20 protein-coding genes are annotated in these 24,125 nt (G+C 44.2%); 13 read left to right on the forward strand and 7 right to left on the reverse strand.

The window, feature by feature from the left end:
• The first annotated feature begins 66 nt into the window (after nt 1-66).
• Nucleotides 67-3,336 carry an EAL domain-containing protein gene (locus OSCI_RS23595; protein WP_007357697.1) on the forward strand — a complete coding sequence of 1,090 codons (3,270 nt, stop codon included), beginning with the start codon at nt 67-69 and terminating at the stop codon, nt 3,334-3,336.
• A 385-nt stretch (nt 3,337-3,721) separates the two neighbouring features.
• The gene (locus OSCI_RS23600; RefSeq protein ID WP_007357698.1) at nt 3,722-5,155 is read left to right on the forward strand and encodes a uracil-xanthine permease family protein; all 1,434 of its coding nucleotides are present in this window, start codon (nt 3,722-3,724) and stop codon (nt 5,153-5,155) included.
• A 109-nt stretch (nt 5,156-5,264) separates the two neighbouring features.
• On the opposite strand, the gene OSCI_RS23605 is transcribed toward OSCI_RS23600, so the two are convergent.
• The 4 genes from OSCI_RS23605 to purS all read right to left on the reverse strand — a co-directional run bounded on the left by OSCI_RS23605 (nt 5,265) and on the right by purS (nt 9,647).
• Nucleotides 5,265-6,650 carry a sensor histidine kinase gene (locus OSCI_RS23605; protein ID WP_007357699.1) on the reverse strand — a complete coding sequence of 462 codons (1,386 nt, stop codon included), beginning with the start codon at nt 6,648-6,650 and terminating at the stop codon, nt 5,265-5,267.
• 148 nt (nt 6,651-6,798) lie between these two features.
• The gene (locus OSCI_RS23610) at nt 6,799-8,145 is read right to left on the reverse strand and encodes a sensor histidine kinase (RefSeq protein ID WP_007357700.1); all 1,347 of its coding nucleotides are present in this window, start codon (nt 8,143-8,145) and stop codon (nt 6,799-6,801) included.
• Nucleotides 8,146-8,425: 280 nt separating this feature from the next.
• On the reverse strand, nt 8,426-8,992 hold the full coding sequence (locus tag OSCI_RS23615; protein WP_007357701.1) for a hypothetical protein: 567 nt from the start codon (nt 8,990-8,992) through the stop codon (nt 8,426-8,428).
• Between the two features lie 337 nt (nt 8,993-9,329).
• Nucleotides 9,330-9,647 carry a phosphoribosylformylglycinamidine synthase subunit PurS gene (gene purS, locus OSCI_RS23620; protein ID WP_202796253.1) on the reverse strand — a complete coding sequence of 106 codons (318 nt, stop codon included), beginning with the start codon at nt 9,645-9,647 and terminating at the stop codon, nt 9,330-9,332.
• Between the two features lie 123 nt (nt 9,648-9,770).
• Here purS and OSCI_RS23625 point away from each other — a divergent pair, with 123 nt between their 5' ends.
• The 6 genes from OSCI_RS23625 to OSCI_RS23650 all read left to right on the forward strand — a co-directional run bounded on the left by OSCI_RS23625 (nt 9,771) and on the right by OSCI_RS23650 (nt 15,852).
• Entirely contained in the window at nt 9,771-10,163 is a 393-nt protein-coding gene (locus OSCI_RS23625; RefSeq protein WP_007357703.1) for a Fur family transcriptional regulator, read from the forward strand.
• Between the two features lie 151 nt (nt 10,164-10,314).
• On the forward strand, nt 10,315-11,622 hold the full coding sequence (locus tag OSCI_RS23630) for a TldD/PmbA family protein (protein ID WP_007357704.1): 1,308 nt from the start codon (nt 10,315-10,317) through the stop codon (nt 11,620-11,622).
• Between the two features lie 366 nt (nt 11,623-11,988).
• Nucleotides 11,989-12,816: a DUF3153 domain-containing protein gene (locus tag OSCI_RS23635; RefSeq protein ID WP_007357705.1), complete on the forward strand. Its 828-nt coding sequence runs from the start codon at nt 11,989-11,991 to the stop codon at nt 12,814-12,816.
• 291 nt (nt 12,817-13,107) lie between these two features.
• Nucleotides 13,108-13,497, forward strand: coding sequence for a LapA family protein (locus OSCI_RS23640; RefSeq protein WP_007357706.1), 390 nt, complete (start codon nt 13,108-13,110; stop codon nt 13,495-13,497).
• Nucleotides 13,498-13,673: 176 nt separating this feature from the next.
• Nucleotides 13,674-14,492, forward strand: a complete 819-nt coding sequence (locus OSCI_RS23645; RefSeq protein ID WP_007357707.1) for a segregation/condensation protein A — start codon at nt 13,674-13,676, stop codon at nt 14,490-14,492.
• Nucleotides 14,493-14,688: 196 nt separating this feature from the next.
• Nucleotides 14,689-15,852 carry a sugar phosphate nucleotidyltransferase gene (locus tag OSCI_RS23650; RefSeq protein WP_007357709.1) on the forward strand — a complete coding sequence of 388 codons (1,164 nt, stop codon included), beginning with the start codon at nt 14,689-14,691 and terminating at the stop codon, nt 15,850-15,852.
• 319 nt (nt 15,853-16,171) lie between these two features.
• Here the strand turns inward: OSCI_RS23650 and OSCI_RS23655 are convergent, their stop codons facing one another.
• Entirely contained in the window at nt 16,172-16,873 is a 702-nt protein-coding gene (locus OSCI_RS23655) for a Crp/Fnr family transcriptional regulator (RefSeq protein WP_007357710.1), read from the reverse strand.
• A gap of 93 nt (nt 16,874-16,966) precedes the next feature.
• Here OSCI_RS23655 and hcp point away from each other — a divergent pair, with 93 nt between their 5' ends.
• The 3 genes from hcp (at nt 16,967) to OSCI_RS23670 (ending at nt 20,492) form a co-directional block, all read left to right on the forward strand.
• On the forward strand, nt 16,967-18,613 hold the full coding sequence (gene hcp / locus OSCI_RS23660; protein WP_007357711.1) for a hydroxylamine reductase: 1,647 nt from the start codon (nt 16,967-16,969) through the stop codon (nt 18,611-18,613).
• 446 nt (nt 18,614-19,059) lie between these two features.
• Nucleotides 19,060-19,701, forward strand: coding sequence for a hypothetical protein (locus OSCI_RS23665; RefSeq protein WP_007357712.1), 642 nt, complete (start codon nt 19,060-19,062; stop codon nt 19,699-19,701).
• A 44-nt stretch (nt 19,702-19,745) separates the two neighbouring features.
• On the forward strand, nt 19,746-20,492 hold the full coding sequence (locus OSCI_RS23670; protein ID WP_007357713.1) for a pentapeptide repeat-containing protein: 747 nt from the start codon (nt 19,746-19,748) through the stop codon (nt 20,490-20,492).
• A 50-nt stretch (nt 20,493-20,542) separates the two neighbouring features.
• Here OSCI_RS23670 and OSCI_RS23675 read toward each other — a convergent pair whose 3' ends face one another.
• Complete coding sequence (locus tag OSCI_RS23675) at nt 20,543-21,094, reverse strand: diguanylate cyclase (protein ID WP_007357714.1); 552 nt, start codon at nt 21,092-21,094, stop codon at nt 20,543-20,545.
• 42 nt (nt 21,095-21,136) lie between these two features.
• Nucleotides 21,137-21,820, reverse strand: coding sequence for an SDR family oxidoreductase (locus tag OSCI_RS23680; RefSeq protein ID WP_007357715.1), 684 nt, complete (start codon nt 21,818-21,820; stop codon nt 21,137-21,139).
• A gap of 166 nt (nt 21,821-21,986) precedes the next feature.
• Between OSCI_RS23680 and OSCI_RS23685 the strand changes: the two genes are divergently transcribed.
• Nucleotides 21,987-23,096: an S-(hydroxymethyl)glutathione dehydrogenase/class III alcohol dehydrogenase gene (locus OSCI_RS23685; protein WP_007357716.1), complete on the forward strand. Its 1,110-nt coding sequence runs from the start codon at nt 21,987-21,989 to the stop codon at nt 23,094-23,096.
• A gap of 63 nt (nt 23,097-23,159) precedes the next feature.
• Nucleotides 23,160-24,017: an S-formylglutathione hydrolase gene (fghA, locus tag OSCI_RS23690; protein ID WP_007357717.1), complete on the forward strand. Its 858-nt coding sequence runs from the start codon at nt 23,160-23,162 to the stop codon at nt 24,015-24,017.
• The last annotated feature ends 108 nt before the right edge of the window (nt 24,018-24,125 follow it).

Consider the following 24,125-nt stretch of genomic DNA (forward strand, 5'->3'; position numbering starts at 1 on the left):
ACAACTAACAACTAACAACTAACAATTACCAATTACCAATTACCAATTACCAATTACCAATTACCAATGTTTCAGGAATCTCAAACCCAGCCCCAACAACTGAAACAGCTACAGCACTTACCTCTGCACTTGTTGATTGTAGAAGACGTGGCGGAAGATGCAGAACTGATGGTACTCGCCTTAGAATCAGCAGGTGTAAATTTTACCTGGAATCGAGTTGCAACAGCCACAGATTGCGAAGATTTACTTACAAATACCACTTACGACGCTGTTCTGTCAGATTATCGCCTACCTGGTTTTAATGGGTTGGAGGTGTTGAAATTAGTGCAGCAATCAGGACAAGAAATTCCTTTGATTCTGGTAACGGGGAGTTTGGGGGAAGAAGCAGCAGTTGAGTGTATTAAAGCGGGAATGACAGACTTTGTCTTAAAAGATAGACTATTTCGCTTGCCCACAGTTTTAGAAAGAGCCCTGGGAGAATTTAAACTGCGTCGCCAACAGCAACAAGCGATCGCCTTGGTGCAGCGTCAAGCCAAACGAGAAGCAATCATTAATAAAATAGTACAGGCGATGCGGAGCACTCTTGCTCTGGACGAAGTAATGCAAATAACAGTAGATCAGTTACAAACAGCATTACAAACAACGCGCTGCCTTATTTGTCAAGTAGAAATAAGTAATCAAACAAGAGCTTGTTATGTAAGCATGAGCGCTACTAACAGAGAAAACATCATCGGAGTTCAATGCGGATTCTCCACATTACACTACCAAACTCTCAGTCAGGGGGAAACCGTCATTGCTTCGGAATTTGATAACCTCCCACCTCAAATACAAGAATTACTGAGGATATTTGAAGTACGTTCCCTAGCAATGATACCCCTGCTATACCGCGACTCATTTTTAGGAGTAATTTCCCTGCATCAATGCGATCGCCCTAGAGAGTGGAGTTCAGAAGAAATATCCTTAGTAAAAGTAATTGCCGATCAGTGCGCGATCGCCATCCACCAAACCGAACTCTATCAAAAAGCCCAAGCCGAACTTGCAGAGCGCAAACGAGCAGAAGAAACTGTACTGCTGATCCAGCAACAATTTGCCGCAATAGCAACCAACATTCCCGGCTCCGTCTACCGCATCGCCATCGATCCTGACGGTAAGATGTCACTACTTTACATCAGCCCAGGCGTGCAGGAAATTACAGGCATTTCCCCAGCAGAAGCAATAGCCCGCCCAGAGAGCTTAATAGAAATCATCCATCCCGATGACAAAGCCATGTTCGACACCTCCCTACAAACTTCGATCGAGACACTTCAACCTTGCCATCGGGAATACCGAGTCATCTCAACCTCCGGTCAGGTAAAGTGGGTGCAAGATAGCGGTCATTTTTCCAAAGACAGCAACGGCAATGTAATCGTAGACGGAGTAGCTCTAGATATCAGCGATGCCTACGGCGAGCTTAGCTTACGCAAACAGGCAGAAGAAGCACTCCGTCAAAGAGAACAGCGATTTCGCTCCTTAATTGAAAACGCTACCGACATCACCGTAATTCTGAACGCTAGCGGCAAATATGATTACATTAGCCCTTCAGTCAAACGAATTTTAGGCTACACACCCCAAATCGCGATCGGTCGCAACGCCCTCAGCCTAGCTCATCCAGACGACAAAGCCGCGATCGCACAAACTCTCAGCAAAGCAATTCAAAACCCAGGCATCAGCCAATCACCCATAGAGTACCGAGTTCGTCACCGCACCGGTTCCTGGTGCGTATTAGAAGCCGTAGCCACCAACTTACTGCACGACCCAGCCGTAAACGGGATCGTGATTAACTGTCACGACATCACAGCCCGCAAATTAGCCGAACAACAACTGCTGCACGACGCTTTTCACGACGGACTTACAGGTTTAGCCAACCGCGCCCTATTTAGCGAACGCTTAGATCATGCCTTCGCCATAGCCAAACGGCGTAAAGACTATTTGTTTGCCGTACTGTTTCTAGATCTGGATCGATTTAAAGTAGTCAACGACAGTTTAGGTCACGCCATAGGCGATCGCCTACTAATCGCGATTGCCCGCCGCCTCGAAAAATCTCTCCACCCCGGAGACACAGTTGCCCGCCTCGGCGGAGACGAATTTGTAATCTTGCTCGAAGACATCGACAGCCTAAGTAGTGCCACCAATCTAGCCAACCTACTGCACCAAGAACTCACATCCCCATTTACTCTAGACGGACACGAAGTATTCATCACCGTCAGCATCGGCATCGCCCTGAGTTCCCCCGAATGTGAAGACGCAGCCAACCTCTTGCGCGACGCAGACACAGCCATGTATCGCGCCAAGGAACAAGGGCGCGCCCGTCACGAAATCTTCAACACCTCCATGCACGCCCACGCCCTGCGGCTATTGCAGATAGAAAACGACTTGCGAAAGGCGATCGAAGCAATTAAAAAAGAACAGTATATAAACAGCACAGCCCCAAAACTTCAAAACTCCGCAGCAACCGAGAGCAACGAGCAGAATATCATCCTCTCTCAATTACCAATTACCAATCACCACCAACCAATTACCATCCCTCAATTTTTGATCCACTACCAGCCGATAGTATCCCTCTTAACCGGCAAAATTACAGGTTTCGAGGCACTTGTCCGGTTGCAACACCCAGAACGCGGCTTAGTTTCTCCCGCAGAATTTATCCCAGTCGCAGAAGAAACCGGACTAATTATACCCATCGGCCAGTGGGTGCTACGAGAGTCCTGCCGCCAGATTCGCCAATGGCAGCAGCAATTTCCTCACCGCCTCTCCTTAACAGTCAGCGTCAATCTCTCCGTTAAACAGTTTTCCCAACCCGATTTAATCGCACAAATCGATCGCATTCTCCGAGAAACTGACCTAGATGGCCGGAGTTTAAAACTAGAAATTACAGAAAGCGTGCTGATGGAAAATTCTAAATCCGTCACCGCCCTCCTTAAAGAGCTCAAAGCTAGAAATATTCACTTGTGCATCGATGACTTCGGCACAGGTTATTCTTCCTTAAGTTATCTACACCGCTTCCCCACTGATACTCTAAAGATTGACCGCTCCTTTGTCAGCAGAATGGGTGTGGAAAGCAACATCAACCAGGGAAGCATCGATCCCACAGAAATTGTCCGCTCCATAGTCACCTTAGCCCACAATCTAGGCATGGAGGTGGTAGCCGAAGGAGTAGAAAAGGCTTCCCAACTCGCTCTACTCAGAGCCTTAAAGTGCGATGGTGGGCAGGGATACTTTTTTTCTAGACCAGTGGACAGTTGGGCAGCAGCAGCTTTGATAGCGAAAGATGAAGGGGATTTTGAAAGAAGGGGCTAAGGAAGAAGGGGCTAGGGACTAGGGGCTAGGGGCTAGGGGAAGAAGGGGCTAGGGACTAGGGGCTAGGGGCTAGGGTAAGAGAGAAGAGGGAAAAGCTTGACGAAGTAAGGGATTATGAACCAGATGTAAGAGTTGGAGTTGCCCTAACCGCCAAGACCATTAGGACATTCTAAATCGATCGAAACCTTCGGCTGAGCGATCGCATGGAAGCCCTTACTATTATTCCCATCTCCCCATCTTCCCCTCTTCCTCATCTCCCCCATCTTCCCCTAGCCCCTAGCCCCTAGCCCCTCTTTAGTAATTTTGTATCTTAGTTAGCAACATCTGACATCCGCATTTGATTGTATACCGTATATCCACCCATCATTCGTCACCTTTAAATTAAATGATAGAAGCGAATACCGATCTCGCCGTAGAGGAAATTCCGACCACAGAAAATTCTGTCAGACCATCAGAGCTACTCTATGGTTTAACAGACAAACCGCCTGTTGGAGAAGCAATTTTCGTGGCATTTCAGCACGTTCTGGCTGCTTTCGTGGGCATTATTACTCCGCCATTAATTATTTGCACCAGTTTGGGATTAGATGCCGCGAATACAAGCTATTTGATCAGTATGTCGCTGTTTGCGTCTGGGATCTGTACATTTATTCAATGTAAGAAAATTGGACCTATAGGATCGGGATTGTTGAGCCTTCAGGGTACGAGCTTCGCTTTTCTAGGGCCGATTTTAGGCGTTGGCACTGTGGCATTGCAGGGAGGTAAAACACCTGAGCAGGCGCTAGCATTAATTTTTGGCGTTTGCTTCTTTGGCTCTTTTGTCGAAATCATTCTCAGTCGATTTCTGCATTTGATGGATAAAATCATCACGCCAGTTGTCTCTGGTACGGTGGTAATGATTATTGGGCTGGGCTTAATCAAGACTGGAATTACCAGTTTGGCTGGTGGAGCGGCTGCATTAGCAAAAAATGATGGTTCATTTGGAAGTTGGCAGAACCTCGCTCTCGGAGGTACGGTACTTCTGTTAGTTGTGGTACTCACCCTATCAAGAAATCGATATCTGCGGATGGGGGCGATCGCGATCGGACTTGGGGTTGGCTATATCATCTCGCTGTTTCTGGGCATTGTCGATTTTAGTTCTTTAAGCAAGCTGCCCGCCTTTAGCTTACCAATTCCGTTTCGCTATGGTATGAGCTTCGACTTTGCTGCCTTCGTCCCATTTATCCTGTTGTATGTGCTGACAGCGATTGAAACGGTTGGAGACTTAACTGCTACCTCTGCTGTTTCTAAGGAACCCGTTAAGGGTGCGCTTTACATCCGGCGCATTAAGGGTGGAGTGCTCGGTGATGGAGTCAACTCGCTGATTGCTGCTGTGCTAAATACCTTCCCAAACACAACCTTTAGCCAAAATAATGGTGTGATTCAAATGACAGGAGTTGGTAGTCGTTATGTCGGCTTCTTTGTCGCTGGGATTTTTGCTATTCTAGGCTTGCTCCCGATTGTGGGCGGTGTGTTTCAAGCGATTCCCCAGCCTGTCTTGGGTGGTGCGACACTGGTGATGTTCGGCTCGATCGCTGTTGCTGGGTTGGGAATTGTTGCTTCGGCAGGATTAGATCGGCGATCGATGATTATCGTGGCTGTTTCTCTCGGCTTAGGCTTAGGGGTGGTATTCATGCCTCAGATTTTTGCTAATAAGCCACCACTATTTAACAACCTTTTTGGTTCTGCTATTTCCACTGGGGGGTTGACTGCGATGCTTCTCAGTTGGCTGTTACCTAACAATGAGAGTTTGGTTTCTCCTGAGACAGATCCATCGGTCTAACGGTTATACTTTCTAATGGTTATACTTTGGGTAGATCGTCTCCCAAAGTTTGTCCTTAAGAATCGCCGTGTCTATGCCTACGGCAGGCTAGGCCAAAAGACGGGGAGTGTCAAACCAAGGGTAAGAGAATTTCAAATTCAGTGCCGATACCAAGTTGCGATCGCATCCTGAATCTTCCACCATGCTTAGCCGTGACAATTTGATAGCTCACGGCTAGACTTGTCTCTTTCTCAGCGCGTTTTTCTGTAGAAAAGGATTGTAGAATTCTCTGCTGTTTCCCTGAAGACATCCCCGGCCCATTGTCAGCAATACGAATAGAAACCCACCGCAGTAATGGTCTTTCGGCATCCACAGGCGGCTCTGGGGAACAAACTTCTGTAGTAATTTCAATTCTGGGTTTATGAGCTGGGTCTTTGAACACTACACCTCTAAATTCTTTCGCTAATTCCTGACTAACAGCTTCATTAATCAAGGCGTTGATGGCATTAGTCAAAATATTCATGAACACTTGGTTTAGCTGTCCTGCATAACAAGGCACTGGTGGTAAGTATCCATAATTTTTTACTACTTCTATTTCTCCTGTTAGTCGGCTCTTTAATAGCAAAACAATCCCGTCAATGACCGCGTGCAAGTCAGCGGGTTTGGGATGTACTTCATCTATGTGGCAAAAGTTTTGCAAACTTGTTGCTAATTTAGTCAGGCGTTCGGCTCCCGATCTAATACTACCAATGGTTCGCGGCAAATCTTTTTGTAAAAAATCAAATTCTATTTCTTGTTTTAGCTGGGAAATTTCTTCGGGAATCTCTGGCCAAAGGGCTTCGTAAGCAGATAGCAATTCTATTAAATTCTCGCTGTAACCTGTGACGTAAGTTAAGTTACCCCAAATAAAACCAACTGGATCTAAAATTGCGTGTGCTACGCCATCTACTAAACGCCCCAAGCTTGCCATTTTCTCACTTTGAATCATTTGAGCTTGGGCGCGTTCGTATCGCACTTGAGTTTCGATACCTCGAATTTGCCAATAGGCGATATTTAAAGCATGAACGTCTAATAATCGGTAAGATTTGGATTCCGACTGTACAGTGATGATTGGTTCTCCCTGTAATTCTGGCGATCGCCTAAAAGCCTGCTGTGCTGCAATTAAAATGGTTGTACTCTCTGGCAGAACTAGCATCTCCGTGCGAGCATAGCTGTAGAGGACTTTCAAGGGCAAGTTTAAAAACAACTCTAGTGCCTGGGGTTTGAGCAGGTACTCTAGCAGTCGCCGCCGCGACATCATCCCCACAAATTCTCCCTCTTCTGTCAAGATGACTCCAGGTAGAAGAGGATATTTTTCAAATATCTCAGTAACAGTTACTCCCAGACAGGTTGATAGTACCTGAAAATGGTAGAGGGGTAAATCCCGGAGGGTGGACTCCAGAGAGAGGTCTTGGTTGCTCGCTTCGGATAGGGATGGCCCAGACGATTTTGAATCTAATTTATTTCCCACAAACATTCTGGCTTGGCGCGAAAGCAGACGCTTCAAGGATTGGGCAGATAGAATTTGCTACCAACTTAGCGTATCATTTCAGTTCTTTTTTAGATGTTGGATTTTCAATTTGGGATTAAGCCCAATTTTGTTAAAGCTTTGGTAAGGGCGAAGCTCAAACTACTGGTAGCAAGATTTCAAATTCTGTGCCTTTACCTGGTTGCGATCGCAAATTCAGTCTACCCCTGTGTTTTTCCGTGACAATTTGATGGCTAATTGCCAGTCCCAAACCGCTGCCTTTGCCCATAGGTTTCGTGGTAAAAAAGTTATCAAATATGCGCTCCTGAATCTCTAGGGGAATGCCGGGCCCGTTGTCGCTAATCCGAATTGCTGCCCAGCTAGCACTCTCAATCTCTAAGGTTTCTGTAATAATCTCGATCTTAGGCTGCCAATTTTCGCTGCATTCTGCCTTTAATTCTTGCTCAGATGCGTGTTCTGCTAGAGCGTCGAGGGCGTTGACAAGCAAGTTCATAAATACTTGGCTCAATTGACCTGAGTAACAGTTAATCGGGGGCAGAAACCCGTACTCTTTCACCACTTTTACCGCATTTCTGAGGCGGCTTTTCAGGATCAGAAGTGTGGTATCGATACATTCATGAATGTTAGCTTCTCGGCGTTTTGTTTCGTCCATGTGAGAGAAGTTGTGCAGTCCATTGACAACTTTAAGAAGTTGCTCTGAACCAATTTGGATTCCTTCTAAAGTTAAAGGCAAGTCTTCTTTTAACCATTCAAATTCTATCTCTTCTTTAACTGTCTCTATTTTTGCAGGTGGCTCGGCTATTTCTTCTTCGTAAGCTGATAACAACTGCATCAAACTCTCAAAATAGGAAATTAAAAAGCTTAAGTTGCCCCAAATACAGTTAAGCGGATTCCTGATTTCGTGAGCCACGCCAGCTACCATCCGCCCTAAATTCGCCATTTTTTCAGTTTGGATAATTTTAGCTTGAGTTTGTTTCTGGAGCAGCAGACTTGTCAATTCGTGAATTTTTGACTGAGCGACAAGTAATTGGTGTATGTCTAAAATTCTGTAGTTCTGAGGCGCGATTTCAACCACAATCGGATCGTAAAGTAAGTCCGCTACTCTCTGCAATGATTGCTGTGTTGCTTCCACAATTAAGGTATTGCCGGGAAGAATTAAAATATCGTGACTCGAAAAGCGGTATAAAATCTCAATTGGTCGCTTGAAAAACATTTCTATCCCGTAGCGGCGGCTGATTTTTTCAAAAAAGAACCGACGGGAAATCATGCCTGCAAAATGACTCTGTTCAGTTAAAATAACTCCTGGGAGCAGGGGATGTGCTTCAAACGCTTGAGCAAGTTCTTTTGCTGACTGAGTAAATTCTATCTGAAAGTCGTAGAGCGGCAAGTCTTGGAGGGTTGATTCTAAAGATAGGTTCCGAGTACCAACTTCTGGTATCGGTAAAACTAATAATTCAGAGCCCAACTCATCCAACGCCCTCATAAATATACCTCCCTTAAGTTTTGTCTTGAGATCTGCAAGTTAGTAACTCACAATTTTTACTTGTCAATAAAATTTAAGCTGGTCTTAGCTAAAGAATTGTTATTTTTATATGCAGGTTTGACTAGCAACACATCGAAGAGTGGGTAAATAGGTTCTTTTACCCATGATATTTTGATGCTATTTCCTGAAAATATATCTGAAGATGGTTGACAGTTTGAGTATAGCCTTATTATACTGTTTTGAGTTGATTATTTTTTAATTTTCCTCCCCAAACAGCTTTTTATGGTTCTACCTCTGGCCATAAATGTTCCAACTGCCGCCGCCATGCTGCTAGAGTTTGTTCGCGGGATTCTGACCCCTGCTGCATCTCACCCATCAACCCCTCTGCATAGAAACGCTCTAAAGTTTGAAGAGTAGTTTGGATAGACTGTCCTTGACCCTTAGCGGCCTGAATAATTTGACGGATGCGGCTTTCAATCAACTCATTCCAAAACTCTGCCACTCCTTGCTGATGTAGAGAGAGCAATTGTGTGGCGGCAGAAGAAAAATCAGCAATAGTAAGACTCTGGCAATTGTGCTGAAAAACTCCCCACAAGACATTTTGGTGGATGGCATAGCGAGTTTCTAGGGTGCGATCGAAGTTAGCTTCGAGTAGTTGTTCAAGAAAAGGTTGAGCTTCAGCAACAGAAACAATTGGTATTAAGATCCGCAGCCAACTTCCATCGTCTGATAGTAAGACTAACAGCCGAAAATTAGCAGTTTCTACTTGCCAAGAATTTAAGCCTATAGCTTCTACGGCTGCACCAAATAATTCTTTAAGAGTATTGGCAATTTCTTCACAGGTCATATTAATTTGGTAATTGGTAATGGCTAATTGCTAATGGCTAATGGCTAATTGCTAATGGCTAATTGCTAATGGCTAATGGCTAATTGCTAATTGCTAATGGCTAATGGCTAATCACCCATCTCCCCCGCCCTCTTTCCCTAGCCCCTAGCCCCTAGCCCCTAGCCCCTCTTCTATGTATTTTTGTCAAAAAACCCGGTTTCTTTGGTTGGGTGGTAAGTCCTGTAATTGCTAATTGAGGAGAATGGGGGATTTACCTCCTCATCCTCCCCCTCTTTCCCTAGCCCCTAGTCCCTTCTTCTATAATTGGTAATGGTATTTTCCAATTAACCGTTAACTGTTAACCGTTAACCGTTAACAATTCCGTCAAATCAAAAGTATAATTCTCAATAACAGGATTAGCTAAGAGTTGGTCGCAAATACGGTCGAGTTCAAGGCGGGCTGCGGCTTCATCGACACAAGAAAGTGTCATTTCAATATACTTGCCGATCCGAATGCGCTCAACATTGTCATAGCCCATGTGTTCCAAACCAGACTGTACAGCAGTACCAGCAGGGTCTAAAACCGAGGGGCGGAGGGTGATATAAATTCGAGCCTGATATTTCTGAGTCACAGCAATGTCTGATGTCAAGTCTGACTGAAAGTTAACAATACTCATATTATCCGCCAGGTTAGCCATTCGCGATCCGCGATCGCCTAAAATCACGCGATGCTCTTTCCCGAACTGAGCTAGCCTAGAAACAAGGAAAGATTTGAATCAAGCATATCAATAAGACTGACCATGAGAACCCACCACACCCGCAGTCAGGAGCGTATTTTAAATCTGCTCAAGACCCTCAACCGCTCAATTTCAGCTCAAGATATATACTTAGAACTGCGTAACAGCGACCAAAGCATGGGTTTAGCGACAGTTTACCGTTCCCTGGATGTCTTAAAGCGCGAGGGAATTATTCAGGTGCGGACATTGGGGAGCGGGGAGTCCTTGTATAGCGTGGTACAAGAAGACCAACACCACCTAACTTGTCTGGAATGCGGGGACTCGATTCCCATTAACGAATGTCCCGTCCACGAATTGGAACGCCAGTTACAAAAGTTGCACTCATTCAAGATTTATTACCATACGCTGGAGTTTTTCGGACTGTGCAATCGCTGTGCTCTGACTCAAGAATCTTAAGTGTAGGCTACAGTCTGTTTAGGCTAATGGCTAATGGCTAATGGCTAATTGCTAATTGCTAATTGCTACCAGCCTCCTAGTCTCCTACTCTCCCTATCTCACCGATCGCGCCTAAAATAAAAAAGAGATTCATATAACTAAAAACGCGATCGTGAGCGATTCTACCCTAGAACAGATATTGAAACTGGCAACTGTGCGAGCAGAGGCCGCTGAAGTTTACTACTTATCCAGCCAAGACACCCCGATCGAATTTGAAAATAATCGCCTCAAATCCCTGCAAACCAAAGCCCTGCAAGGCGTTGCACTGCGGCTAATTTATAAGGGGAAACTGGGTTTTGCTAGTTCCACAGACTTGACGCGCTTAGAAGACTTGGTAGACGCGGCCATCCAAACCGCTGAAATCGGAGATCCCGCAGAGTTTGAACTCGCTGATAACTTCCAGATGACGGCCCCAGAAACCACCTACACGCCGCCGTCAACTCAAGAATTAGTGGAAGTTGGCAAGGGACTAATCGAACAAGTTCACGCCTACAATCCAGATATTCTCGTAGATGTGGGGTTTCACGTCCGCAGCGGTCGAGTTAAAATTGCCACAACGCGAAATGTCTATGCCGAAAGGTCTAGCCAAATACTCAGCGGTAGTATTTCCGGCAATTTAGTCAGGGGAGAAGATTTTCTCCAAGCTTACGGCTATGATGTAGCACGCGATCGCCCCTTAGACACCGATAGTATCCTCCAAACTCTCCTGCAAAAATATCGCTGGGCTGAAAATCAAGCCACCATTACCAGCGGTTCCTATCCAGTCTTGTTTACCCCCAGAGCCGCCGCTAGCACCATAGCCAGCTTATTTGATACCATCCTTTCAGGTCAAGTAGTCGTCCAGAAAGCCTCTCCCTTAGTTGACAAAGTAGGTGAAACCCTATTTGACAAACGCTTTACCCTATTTGAAGACCCCACCATCGGGCCTTCCGCCTGTCCCTTTGACGACGAAGGGACTCCCACCAGCCGCAAAGTCTTAATTGACCAAGGTACAGTCATGGGATTTTATTGGGATCGTCGCTGGGCTGCCCGTGCAGGTGTACAATCTACAGGCAACGGTTTCCGAGGTGGACTGTCTCGCCCTGGCCCCGATTTAGTCAACCTCTGCATTGCCCCTGGAAATACGCCGACAAGCGAATTAATTGCCAGCATGGAAGAAGGGCTAATAGTAGATCAGGTTTTGGGTGCTGGTCAATCTAATGAGTTAGCAGGCGAGTTTTCTGTTAACTTGGATTTAGGCTACAAGGTCGAAAAAGGTCAAATTGTCGGTCGCGTGAAGAATACAATGGTGGCAGGCAGTATTTTTGAAGCCTTTAAAAATTTGGCAGATTTAGGGAGTGAACCGGAATGGGTTGGAGGTGGGGCTTATTTACCGAGTATGCTGTTTCAACAGTTAGGTGTAGCCTCTAGACAAAATTAAGATGGAAAGTTGCTATAAGACTCGTAACGCTGCCCTCTGGGCGGTTGAATTACCGCCCAGAGGGCGGCGTTACAAGGTAATTTTACTTATAGCAACTGTCAAGGTGGTAAGGACATTCTGCGTTTCTAAAAGCCTTGATTTTAAGTAGAAGGAAGAAGGAAGAAGGAAGAAGGAAGAAGGAAGAATGTTTATACAGTCAACTTTTTAGCCATCCCGATCTTATTTTTAATTAGGTGGATTTACTTATTCCCTTATTCCCTTCTTCCCTTCTTCCCCTAACCCCTAGCCCCTAACCCCTAGCCCCTTCTTCTCCTAGCCCCTAGCAATCAAAAAGCAAGTTAAAAAGTAAAAAGGGAAAATGGAAGTATGAAAGAGCAAAAAAATCGTGATGAAACAGGGAAAAGAAAAAAGCCTATTCTCTTTCTTTTGCCTTTTGCATTTTGCATTTTAACAATGCTTGGCGGTTGCGTGAATTACGATGTGGGAGTTAACTTCGACAGTCAAACTCACGGGGAGATAGTGCAGCACATCAAACTGGGAGAAAGACTGACTAGCTTTAGCAGCGAGACAGTCCGGGAATGGTTAGATAGTATAGACCGCCGCGTGCGATCGCTACAAGGGAGAACTAAGCGGCTGTCTGATAGCGAAGTTGCTGTCAGGATTTCTTTTAATAATGGGGATGAATTAGAGGAAAAATTCAACCAATTTTTTAATCCTGTTGAGGATCAAAACAATAACGATCGGGTGGCTAACTCTCTTGAGACAGATTTGCCTAAGTTTGGATGCCACATCAAGGTCGATCAAAATAACTTCGTTTTGTTCCTGAGAAATCGCCTGACTTTGGAATTAGATTTGCGTTCGCTTTCCCTGCTTTCTAGTAGTGGGAATGTGCTAGTTAGCCCCGGTCAACTTTTAGGATTAGAATTTAGTTTGAGAACTCCTTGGGGAGCAAAAAGTATTGAGGCTGCTGCCAATGGTATTACTCCCAGTATAGAAGCAGGAAATCAGTTAACTTGGAAGTTAAAGCCTGGTGAAATCAACTATTTGGAGGCGATTTTCTGGCTGCCAAGTCCTGTAGGAATTGGTACTGTTATTATTGCCTTATTAGTTTTGGCTGGCAGCTATCTAAAATATAAGCTTTTACCAGCAATAGGAATAGGAAAACGGCAACCAGCCTCAGAATTAAAGGTTTAAGGCAGTAAGGAAAGCTAGCTGTTTGCACTTAAGCTCAATTAACAGGACTGAAGTGCTACAAGCTATAGCAACCGCCAAGGCGGTTTAAGAGGAGCTAGGGGCTAGGGAAGACGGAAGAAGGGTTTAGAATCAGGGTTTTAAATTCAGAATGTCCTAACTGCCTTGGCAACTGGTATACCTAAAATAGGACTTAGACCTTATTGGCATAGCTGAAACTTTTGATTCTATTCCCTTCTTCCTCTATTCCTTAGCGTTCAGTCTTTTAGGTTCTACTTATTACTAATTAAAAAAATGCGGATTCTCAACTTTTTCTTCATCTTCTTAATTTGCTTAGCTCTGGTTATTTTTAGTCTAGAAAATACGGAGCCTACAACCATTCAAATAATCCAAGGTGTCGAATTTCAAGCCCCGCTGTGTGTAGAGCTAATTATCGCTACGGGATTGGGGGCTGTTCTAGCATTGATTTTCAGTTTGTGGTCGAGGATGCAGCGGATGCTCGGAACTCGCGAGGAGAGTCGCCAAATTCGCCAAAAAGAGCAACGTATTCAGCAATTAGAGCAAGATATTGAACGCTATAAGGTAGAACTAGAACAAAAACTGCCCTTGCTCCCAGAAAGCAAATCTCTAAGTTCTACTGCTGAATTAAACGATCTAGAGAAAGCGAAGGCTGTTGGTAATTGAAAGGGGATGGAAAAAAGCTAGAGCCGCTATAATTAATCAATTGTATAGCAACCCATCGCCTGATTCTTGCGGTTGTAACTTGCTGAAACTATTGATTTAATTGTAGTTTCCTTCTCCTAGTTCGCTAACTTCTTTCTGGCAGTAAGTCCGATTAAACTACAGGCGCAGCCAAGGCTATGAGCGTTTCCACAGCCCAAAATGGGTTTGCAACGATTTCCGAGGGTATTGCACTTTTAATTGAGTTAGCAGAAAAGGGAGAAATCGACCCTTGGGATGTGCAAGTCATTGAAGTGATCGATCGCTGCTTGAGTAAACTGGCTCCTGCTTGCGAGCCGGGTACTGAGAGTGATTTTGCTGACTTATCTCAATCCGGGCAGGCATTTTTGTATGCCTCGATGTTGGTACTGCTGAAGGCAGAAAGTCTGGTTTTGTCGGAATCTCCCCCGGAATTGCCAGAAGATGGCGAGTTGTTAGAGTCGGAAGAATTAGCGGGGGGGCGGCAGTTACCGCAAAACTTAGAAAGGCAGTTACGTCGGCGTGCGGTATCTCAGTTACCTAGAAAACGCCCCGTTACTCTCCAAGAGCTGATCGAGCAGTTACAGTTGATGCAGGCAGCAATTGAAGAAACGCCCCTTCCTGCCCGTCCTCGCCGTACTAGCTCTAAGGTGCGGGCTCAGGCTGCTCGTGCGATCGCGGAACTGGCGCACCAGGAAAATCTTGTGGAAACTGCTACGGAATTAGAGCGATTTTTGGCAGAACATGGCCCGGTGGTGGGGGGGGAGTGGCTGGATATAGAACAACTGCTAGAGTTATGGCAGCAGGAGAATTTACACTCTTGTGCGGCCCCAGAATTTGCCGCTAGTACCGATGCTCATTCGTCGCCCCAGGGCGATCGCGTGGGGATTTTTTGGGCGCTGTTGCTGCTATCGGCTCAGTCCAAAGTAGAGTTACTTCAAGAGGAATTTTACCAAGACCTCAAGATTCGACCGATTTGAACTGATATTTTTAGCCGCAATTGGTATTCACAAATCGATAAATCCAGCTAAATTGGGAAAATGATTGATACCCTGGTACGATGTCGCCTAAAAGCGAGTTGGTGTCTGGTGCGATCGCAGCCTAGCAGCAGGGCGCGATCGTTAGGATTAAATGCTTGCACTGGTATCAATTGAGTGAGGGTTGAGGAAGTTAAAGATGAAAGCCATGATTCTGGCAGCCGGAAAGGGTACCCGCGTGCGACCCATTACTTACACGATTCCAAAACCCTTGATTCCCATCCTGCAAAAGCCAGTGATGGAATTTTTGGTGGAATTGCTGCGACAGCACGGGTTTGACGAAATTATGGTCAACGTTTCCCACTTAGCAAATGAAATTGAAAACTATTTTCGAGACGGTCAAAAATTTGGGGTACAAATTGCCTATTCTTTTGAAGGGCGGATTGTAGAAGGAGAGTTAATTGGGGAAGCTTTGGGCTCAGCAGGGGGAATGAAGCGTATCCAAGACTTTTCACCTTTTTTTGATGATACTTTTGTGGTTCTTTGTGGCGATGCTTTGATTGATTTGGACTTGACACAGGCTGTTAAGTGGCATCGAGAAAAGGGGGCGATCGCAACTGTAGTGATGAAATCTGTCCCCCGTCAAGAGGTTTCTAGCTACGGCGTTGTCGTTACTGACGAATCCGGCAGGATTAAAGCCTTTCAAGAAAAACCCTCCGTAGAAGAAGCTCTGAGTACCGATATCAATACTGGTATTTACATTTTTGAACCGGAAGTTTTCAATTACATCCCTTCCGGTATTGAGTATGACATCGGCTCGGAACTATTCCCTCACTTGGTGGAAATTGGCGCACCTTTTTATGGGATTTCAATGGATTTTCAGTGGGTGGATATTGGTAAAGTCCCCGACTATTGGCGGGCAATTCGCAGCGTACTTACAGGAGAAGTTAAAAATGTTTCGGTTCCCGGAAAAGAAGTTTTTCCTGGGATCTATGCTGGCTTAAATGTAGCGGTGAATTGGGACAAAGTTGATATTACGGGGCCTGTTTATATCGGTGGTATGACTAAAATTGAAGATGGGGCAAAAATTGTTGGCCCAACGATGATTGGCCCTAATTGTTGGGTGTGTAGCGGTGCAACTGTGGAAAATAGCGTGATTTTTGAATACTCCCGTTTGGGGCCGGGGGTGCGTTTGGTAGATAAGTTAGTATTTGGTCGCTATTGTGTGGATAAAATTGGGGCTGCGATCGATGTCCAGGCTGCGGCTCTTGATTGGCTAATTACTGATGCTCGTCAGGTTTTACCTTCTCAGCCTCGAGAGGAAAGGCAAGCGATCGATGATATTCTTCGTAATTCTGATTAATTGTTAACTGTTAACTGTTAACTGTTAACTGCTAATGGCTAATTGCTAATTGCTGACGGTAGGATGGGTGGAGCGTCGTCAGTGAAACCCATCTAATAAAAATGGAAATTAACTAGGACTTACGCATTCAGGACTTACGCACCCAACCAAAGAAACCGGGTTTTTTGACTCAAATACTTCGTTCTGCCTTCTACCTCCTGCCTCCTGCGTGACGCAGATGCTCTCAAAAACCCGGTTTCTGGTAAGACTTGCGTAAGTCCTAATAAAATCCAGAAACCGCAAGGCGAAAGCTTTTTTTCTGACAGTAACATAGGGATAATTAACCCCTCTTACCACCCGCCAACATCCTCAAACGGCGCACATCCAACAAAGTAATCCTAGAACCATCAATTACCATCAAACCTTCCTGACTCAACTTAGCAAAAACCCGCGATAAAGTCTCAGGAATAGTACCCAAAAAAGCCGCCAATTGCGCCTTAGTCATATCCAACTCCACCACCGCACCCGATACAAACTGTGAATCCCCATATAAGTACAATAAATAAGCCGCCAACCTCCCCGGAACTTCCTTCAAAGAAAGGTCTTCAATAAGCTGAGCAAACCGTCGCAAATGCCGCGCAAAAAGTGCTAACATATTAATCCCAATACTTGGATATTCCTCAAGCAAACTCAAAAAAGCAGTCCGAGGGAAAAATAATAACTCAGTCACCTCCAAAGCTATCGCAGAAGCAGGAAAACATTCCCCATCAAAAGCCGGCACCTCAGCAAAATGTTCTCCAGGCCCAAACAAATGCAAAATTTGTTCTTTCCCCTCAGCAGAAACTTTGAACAGCTTAACTCTACCAGACTTCACAGCAAAAAAACCTGTCCCTGGTTCCCCTTCAGAAAAAATTAACTGATTTTTAGTATAAGTACCTGCGATTGCAATCTCAACGATAGCATCTAACTGCTCATCAGCTAAACCCCGCCACAGCCGAATATTTTCTATAAACTCCCTAATTTCAACTCCCATAATTCCCATAAATTTTTAAGTATTGACTTAAGTCAAGGTAATTATCTCATCTCCCACCCTACAGTAAACACAGGTAGAGAAAACTAACAGGAGAACAAGCTTATGTTTTGCGAACAATGCGAACAAACCGCCAGCGGACAAGGATGCCATCAATGGGGGGCTTGCGGTAAAAGTCCAGAAGTCAACGCCACACAAGACTTATTAATTCACTGTTTGCGAGGACTCGCGCCCGTAGTAATTCAAGCTCGTAAACTAGGTATTCCTACTCGTGAAGCTGATGTTTTTATCTGCGAAACTTTATTCGCCACCATGACTAATGTTAATTTTAGCACTAAAAGTTTTGCTGAATATATTCACCACGCCATCGAACTGCGAGAAAACTTAAAAACCCAAGTTAAGCAAATAGTTACCACTCCCATAGAATGGTCTGACCTTGCTAAGTTTACGCCTAACTTTGAGGAGAATTTAGTACAACAAGGTCAAGAAGTATCCTATCAATTCATCAGTCAAGCAGGCGGCGATGTCGATATATTTTCCCTTAAGCTTACCGTACTTTACGGTATCAAAGGCTTAGCCGCCTACGCCTTCCACGCCCTAGAATTAGGTCAAGAAGACAATAATCTTTACGCATTTTGTAGCGAAGCATTAGTCGCCCTCGATAACCCAAAACTTACTTTAAATGACTGGGTAAATCTGGCATTAAAAGTGGGAGAAGTCAACTTTCGGGCGATGGAACTCCTCGATAGCGGCCATACAGAAACATACGGTCATCCCGTGCCCACAGTTGTGCCTCTAAACCCCAAAAAAGGCAAATGTATTCTAGTCTCCGGTCACGATATCCAACAACTCGCCGCCGTCCTCGAACAAACCAAAAATACAGGCATTAACATCTATACTCACGGGGAATTATTACCAGCACACGGCTACCCAGAATTAAAGCAAAAATATCCCCATTTCTACGGTCATTATGGCACTGCTTGGCAAAATCAAACCAAAGATTTCGCTAAATTTCCCGGCGCAATTATCCTCACAACTAATTGCCTCATGCCACCCCATGATAATTACCAACAGAAATTATTTACTCTTGGCCCCGTAAATTGGCCCGGTGTCATTCACTTATCAGCACAAGAAATCATCGCTGACTTTAGCCCAGCAATTGAAAAAGCTTTAGAATTACCCGGATTTACCCAAGATGAAGAACCCCGCGAAGTAATGACAGGTTTTGCCCGGAAGGCGGTGTTAAATTTGGCTGGTGATGTGATTGAATTAGTTAAGCAGGGAAAAATTCAGCACTTTTTTCTAGTAGGAGGATGCGACGGTGCGAAACCAGACCGCAATTACTACACAGAATTTGTGGAAAAAGTACCTAAAGATTGTATTGTCTTAACTCTTGCCTGTGGTAAGTTCCGCTTTTTCGATCAAAAATTGGGATTCATCGGTGAAATTCCTCGCTTAATGGATGTAGGTCAATGTAATGATGCTTATTCCGCCATTCAAATTGCATTAGGTTTAGCTAATGCCTTGGATATGGGAGTGAATGAGTTACCGTTATCAATGATTCTTTCTTGGTACGAACAAAAAGCGGTTGCAGTTTTACTAACCCTGCTTTATTTAGGGATTCAAGATATCCGTTTAGGGCCAACTTTACCAGCCTTTATCTCCCCAAATGTGTTTAAGTTGCTGTCAGAAAAGTATAATTTGAAAGCGATTACAACACCTGATGAAGATTTAGCTGCTTGTCTGGCTTAACTGTCTTGTTTCCGAAAGAAACCACATTTATAGACTACCCTCAGCCTTATCCCTACATCTCTCTAACCCTCCCCTAATAGGGGCGGGCTGTTCCATTGCTGCCCCAAAATTTGTTTTGCCTCTCCCCCAACCCCTCGACTGCAAGGAGAGGGGAGAATAATTCTTAACTATTAATTCTCTTTGAGTTTAATAGTATTAATTACTCCCCCTTCCCTTGCAGGGAAGGGGACTAGGGGGTTATGTCTTTCAATAGAGGGAAAAAAAGGATCTTAAAGAAAATGGTGCAAAAAGTGAGGTACACTGAAGAGTTGCGTGTTTAATATGCGGCTTGCAAAAAATCCACAGCCCGCGCAGGTGGACTTCAATAGTCTAGTCGCGATTTCAATCGCCCAGATATTCTTGCAAGCAATCTAATAGTTGTACCCTAATGGGTGGAGATAAAAACTTTGGGAATAGAGTTACGCAGCTACGTATTTCTAGACAGCTTACAGCCGCAACACGCGGCTTATATTGGCACTGTAGCCGCCGGGTTTTTACCATTACCAGGAGATGCGTCGCTGTGGATAGAAATATCACCAGGGATTGAAATTAATAAGATTACAGATATCGCTCTGAAATCTGCTTCCGTGCGCCCTGGAGTACAAGTTGTAGAAAGGCTTTATGGTCTTTTAGAGGTTCATTCTAGCCGCCAAGGAGAAACGCGGGCCGCTGGTAAGGCAATTTTGGAGGCTTTGGGAGTTCGGAGGGAGGAATGTATTAAACCGCGAGTAATTTCTAGCCAAATTATCCGCAATATTGATGCTCACCAAACACAATTAATCAACCGCACGCGGCGGGGACAATTGCTATTAGCAGGGCAAACGCTTTATGTATTTGAAGTAGAACCGGCTGCTTATGCGGCATTAGCTGCAAATGAGGCAGAAAAGGCGGCTTCAATTAATATATTAGAAGTTCAGGCTGTCGGCAGTTTCGGAAGACTTTATTTAGGGGGAGAAGAACGGGATATTTTGGCTGGTTCTAGTGCAGCGCGAGTTGCTATTGAAAGCGTAGCTGGTCGCGATAGTTCTGGTTTTGGGCGGAATGAATAGGTTGATTTTAAACTTTTAATTGTGGAGTTGGGATTTAATTTATTATGGCAAATACAGAGCATTTAGCACTGCTAAAACAGGGTGTCAATCGATGGATTGATTGGCGAAATCGCAACGGGAATATAGAACCAGATTTGAGCGAATCCAACCTCAGAGAGTTTAATTTAAAAGGCATTGATTTTGTTGGAGTAAACCTTTTTAGGGCGAATTTAAGCAATGTAAAATTAATGGGTGCTAACCTGAAAGATGCGAACCTGAGTCTAGCGAACCTTTCATTTGCAGAATTAATTGATGCTAGTTTAATTGCAGCTAATTTGACAGGTGCTAACCTCCAATTAACTGACCTCGGAGGAGCAGATTTGAACGCTGCCAATTTAATCGGTGCTGACATGAGCGGTGCTAATTTGAGAGGAGCAGATTTGGGTGAGGCTAATTTAACTGGAACGGTAATGATGAAGGTTTACTTGATAGGAGCTAACCTTAGTAATGCCAATCTTACTCAAGCTAATCTCTATGAAGCTGAACTGGTAGACGCACACCTTTATCGGGCGAATTTATATAAAGCTAATTTGAGTGGCGCTCACTTAAATGGAGCTTATCTTTTCCGAGCTAATCTGAGTTTTGCTGACTTGAGCGGGACGGATTTTAGATGGACAAATTTGAGTAAAGTTGACTTCACAGGCGCTAATTTGATGGGGGCTAATCTCAGAGGTGCTAATATGGCGGGAGTGAATCTAAATGATGTTAACTTGCAAGGCGCAACTATGCCGGATGGCACAATTCACGACTAGCAATTTTGAATTTTGGATTCCCTAAATACCAAGAGATGAGCGAGGGTAATTTACGCAGTAAATTCTTTGAATATAACGCGATTGCGTCCATCGTTTTTGGCTTCTTGGATTGCTGTATCTGCTGCTCTAAGTAGTTCTCCTGGTAATACATTAATGTCAGGAATAGTCGTGCTTACACCCAAACTAAGTGTAACAAACTTGGATAATACAAACCTAGACAAGTTAGGAGATTCATTAAAAATTTGCAAAGCGTTGACTTCTGAGCGTATTTTTTCAGCAATCTCAATTGCATTAGTTGCATCAGTATTAGGTAAAATTATCCAGAATTCGTCTCCTCCGCATCTTGCTGTTACTGATATATCAACGAAACTGCTAGCAGTATCTCGAATGTTTTTAGCAATCTGACATATACAATCATCGCCGATGCTGTGTCCATAATGATCGTTATAGGTTTTGAGGCAGTCAATATCACAATAAATCATAGATATTGGCTTTTGTTCTAGTGCTAGGTGTTGCCACTGTTCCTCAAGATATTTCTCGAATTGTTTCCTGTTCGTTATCTGAGTTAGAGGATCTATACCTTGATTTTTGTCGTCATTCATTGTCATTTCTCCTGTTAACTTTAAAAAAGTTGGGTGGTTAATTTAAGAAGGAACTGTCAAAGATGCACCGTTATCTGAAGCTTTTAACTTAAGTAAAAAAGGCACAGCTTTTTCTACCCAATTTTGCACAGATGTATAACTCGCAGCCTCTTCACCGAAACAAATTTCCAGCATTTCAGTGTGAATAATGCCAGGATTTAGGGGAATTGCTGCCATGCCTTCGGGCAATTCTTGAGCTAATGAGCGAGTAAGTCCTTCAATTGCCCATTTAGAAGCACAATAAGGGGCAACTTCTGGGGAAGTAGAGCGTCCCCAACCAGAACTAAAGTTGACAATAATGCCACTTTTTACTAAGAGCATAGCTGGGATAAAGTAGCGAATTACGTTAGCTACACCTTTAATATTCACATCAATCAAGTTGGAGAATTCCTCATTGCTTACCCGCCAAAGAGGTGTTAGGGGATTGATAATTGCTGCATTGTTAATTAGCAAATCGGGAGGCGGACAAGTTGCTAGCAATTGTTCGGCCCAAGATTTTACTTGAGATTCATTCGCGACATCTACGCAAGTGAAATGGTGAGGCAAACCATATTTTTCCTTGAGTTTTTCTACTGCTTCTGGAGAACGAGCGCACCCGCAAACAGTGTTACCTAATTCGATAAACTTTTCTGTCATGGCAAGACCAAGACCCCGACTTACACCCGTAATTACGATTATTTTTGTCATAATAAGTATTTGCTATTTTGAGATTTAGTTATAGAATACAGAATAGTAAGTAACTTGACCAGCAATTATGTCACGCTGTCCTCTGGGCAGTAAGGATACCGCCAAGATGGCGGCGTTACAAAGTGGTGCATAATTCTTATTGACAAATATACTAAAGGTGCAAAACATGGATGTTAAAGCAGCAGTCGCTTTCAGTGCAGGCAAACCACTGAGTATAGAAACTGTACAGCTTGAAGGGCCAAAAGAGGGCGAGGTGCTGGTGGAAATCAAGGCTACGGGAGTTTGCCACACTGACGCTTACACGCTTTCTGGTAACGATCCTGAAGGTTTATTTCCGGCTATTTTAGGCCATGAGGGAGCGGGAATTGTTGCAGAAATTGGGCCAGGTGTTACGAGCGTGAAAGTTGGCGATCGCGTCATTCCTCTCTACACTCCAGAATGCCGTAATTGTGAATACTGTCTTAGCAGAAAAACGAATCTTTGTCAAGCAATTCGCTCTACTCAAGGGCGCGGTCTGATGCCCGATGGTAGTAGTAGATTTTCAATTGACGGAGAAATGATTCATCACTACATGGGAACATCTACCTTTGCTAATTATACTGTATTGCCAGAAATTGCGGTAGCAAAAATTAGAGAAGATGCCCCTTTTGATAAAGTTTGTTTAATTGGTTGTGGCGTTACAACTGGTGTCGGTGCTGTTATTAATACCGCGAAAGTAGAACCAGGAGCGAATGTTATAGTTTTCGGTTTAGGCGGCGTGGGTTTGAATGTCATTCAAGGCGCTCGGATGGTGGGTGCGAACATGATTATAGGCGTAGATATCAATCCCGCTAAGCGAGAGCTAGCCGAGAAATTCGGGATGACGCACTATGTAAACCCTAAAGAAATTAAAGGTGATTTAGTCCCTTACTTAGTTGATTTAACTAAAGGCGGAGCCGACTATACTTTTGAATGTATCGGCAATATTAATGTCATGCGCCAAGCTTTAGAATGCTGTCATAAAGGTTGGGGAGTAAGTGTAATTGTTGGGGTGGCGGGAGCTGGTCAAGAAATTAGTACGCGACCGTTTCAGTTAGTAACTGGGCGGGTGTGGAAGGGGACGGCTTTTGGTGGTGCGAGGGGTCGGACTGACGTTCCTAAAATTGTTGATTGGTACATGGATGGTAAAATTAATATTGATGATTTAATTACTCAGGTGATGCCAGTGGAGCGGATTAATGAAGCTTTTGATTTGATGCACAAAGGTCAGTCAATTCGCACTATTATTACGTTTTGATCGATATCTTCTGACTCCTGATTTCTAATTTCTGATTTCTAACTTACATCAATCATTGGTATTATGTCTGACTCTCCTACATTGCAGAAAGAATATGCAAGTTTTGGCGGCAAAGTTGGTTTTTATAGCCATCATTCTCACAGTTGTAACAGTGAGATGAAGTTTGCAATTTATCAGCCACCGCAGGCTAAATCTCAGTCTGTACCAGTTCTCTATTTCCTATCTGGTTTAACCTGCACTGAAGAAAATTTTATGCTCAAAGCAGGGGCGCAACAATTTGCAGCTAAATATGGGTTAATACTGGTTGTTCCTGATACTAGCCCTCGCAATACTGGCATACCTGGCGAGGATGAAAGCTGGGATTTAGGTAGCGGTGCAGGTTTTTATGTTGATGCAACTGTGGAACCTTGGAAAGCGCACTATCAAATGTATAGTTATGTGGTTGAGGAGTTGCCTAATTTAATAGCAGAACATTTTCCAGTAATAGCTGAAAAACAGGGAATTTTTGGTCATTCTATGGGGGGTCATGGGGCGTTAATTTGTGCTTTAAAAAATCCCGAACGCTTCCTTTCTGTTTCAGCTTTTGCACCAATTGCTGCACCAACTCTTTCGGCTTGGGGTCAAAATATTTTCACTAATTATCTGGGCGATAATCAAGAGAAGTGGCAGGAGTATGATGCTAGCAAATTGATCCTAAAAGTACAGTATGGTCGCCCTATTCTGATTGACTGTGGTACGGCAGATCAATTTATAATTGATGGGCAATTGTTGCCAGATGTGTTTAGCGATGCTTGTGAAAAAGTGGGACAACCGCTAACTCTGCGGATGCAAGAAGGTTACGATCATAGCTATTATTTTATTGCAACTTTTATTGAAGATCATATTCGGCATCATGCGGCTGTTTTGTGGGGTGAAGTGTAAAAAAAGACTTAACCCTTCGGCAGCCTTCGCTAGGAGGAAAGGGGGAGAAAGAAAGAAAAGAAATTTCCCTTTTCCCTAGTAGGGGAAGGAGGTAGGGAGAGAGGTCTT

It is taken from the genome of Kamptonema sp. PCC 6506, assembly GCF_000180455.1.
GTDB lineage: Bacteria > Cyanobacteriota > Cyanobacteriia > Cyanobacteriales > Microcoleaceae > Kamptonema > Kamptonema formosum.

Coding starts and splice junctions, on each gene's coding strand:
- OSCI_RS23625 (WP_007357703.1), top strand. CDS start 9,771: ATGAGAACCCACCACACCCGCAGTCAGGAGCGTATTTTAAATCTGCTC.
- OSCI_RS23650 (WP_007357709.1), top strand. CDS start 14,689: ATGAAAGCCATGATTCTGGCAGCCGGAAAGGGTACCCGCGTGCGACCC.
- purS (WP_202796253.1), bottom strand. CDS start 9,647: ATGAGTATTGTTAACTTTCAGTCAGACTTGACATCAGACATTGCTGTG.
- OSCI_RS23645 (WP_007357707.1), top strand. CDS start 13,674: ATGAGCGTTTCCACAGCCCAAAATGGGTTTGCAACGATTTCCGAGGGT.
- OSCI_RS23615 (WP_007357701.1), bottom strand. CDS start 8,992: ATGACCTGTGAAGAAATTGCCAATACTCTTAAAGAATTATTTGGTGCA.
- hcp (WP_007357711.1), top strand. CDS start 16,967: ATGTTTTGCGAACAATGCGAACAAACCGCCAGCGGACAAGGATGCCAT.
- OSCI_RS23610 (WP_007357700.1), bottom strand. CDS start 8,145: ATGAGGGCGTTGGATGAGTTGGGCTCTGAATTATTAGTTTTACCGATA.
- OSCI_RS23675 (WP_007357714.1), bottom strand. CDS start 21,094: ATGAATGACGACAAAAATCAAGGTATAGATCCTCTAACTCAGATAACG.
- OSCI_RS23685 (WP_007357716.1), top strand. CDS start 21,987: ATGGATGTTAAAGCAGCAGTCGCTTTCAGTGCAGGCAAACCACTGAGT.
- OSCI_RS23680 (WP_007357715.1), bottom strand. CDS start 21,820: ATGACAAAAATAATCGTAATTACGGGTGTAAGTCGGGGTCTTGGTCTT.
- OSCI_RS23670 (WP_007357713.1), top strand. CDS start 19,746: ATGGCAAATACAGAGCATTTAGCACTGCTAAAACAGGGTGTCAATCGA.
- OSCI_RS23595 (WP_007357697.1), top strand. CDS start 67: ATGTTTCAGGAATCTCAAACCCAGCCCCAACAACTGAAACAGCTACAG.
- fghA (WP_007357717.1), top strand. CDS start 23,160: ATGTCTGACTCTCCTACATTGCAGAAAGAATATGCAAGTTTTGGCGGC.
- OSCI_RS23635 (WP_007357705.1), top strand. CDS start 11,989: ATGAAAGAGCAAAAAAATCGTGATGAAACAGGGAAAAGAAAAAAGCCT.
- OSCI_RS23605 (WP_007357699.1), bottom strand. CDS start 6,650: ATGTTTGTGGGAAATAAATTAGATTCAAAATCGTCTGGGCCATCCCTA.
- OSCI_RS23655 (WP_007357710.1), bottom strand. CDS start 16,873: ATGGGAATTATGGGAGTTGAAATTAGGGAGTTTATAGAAAATATTCGG.
- OSCI_RS23600 (WP_007357698.1), top strand. CDS start 3,722: ATGATAGAAGCGAATACCGATCTCGCCGTAGAGGAAATTCCGACCACA.
- OSCI_RS23640 (WP_007357706.1), top strand. CDS start 13,108: ATGCGGATTCTCAACTTTTTCTTCATCTTCTTAATTTGCTTAGCTCTG.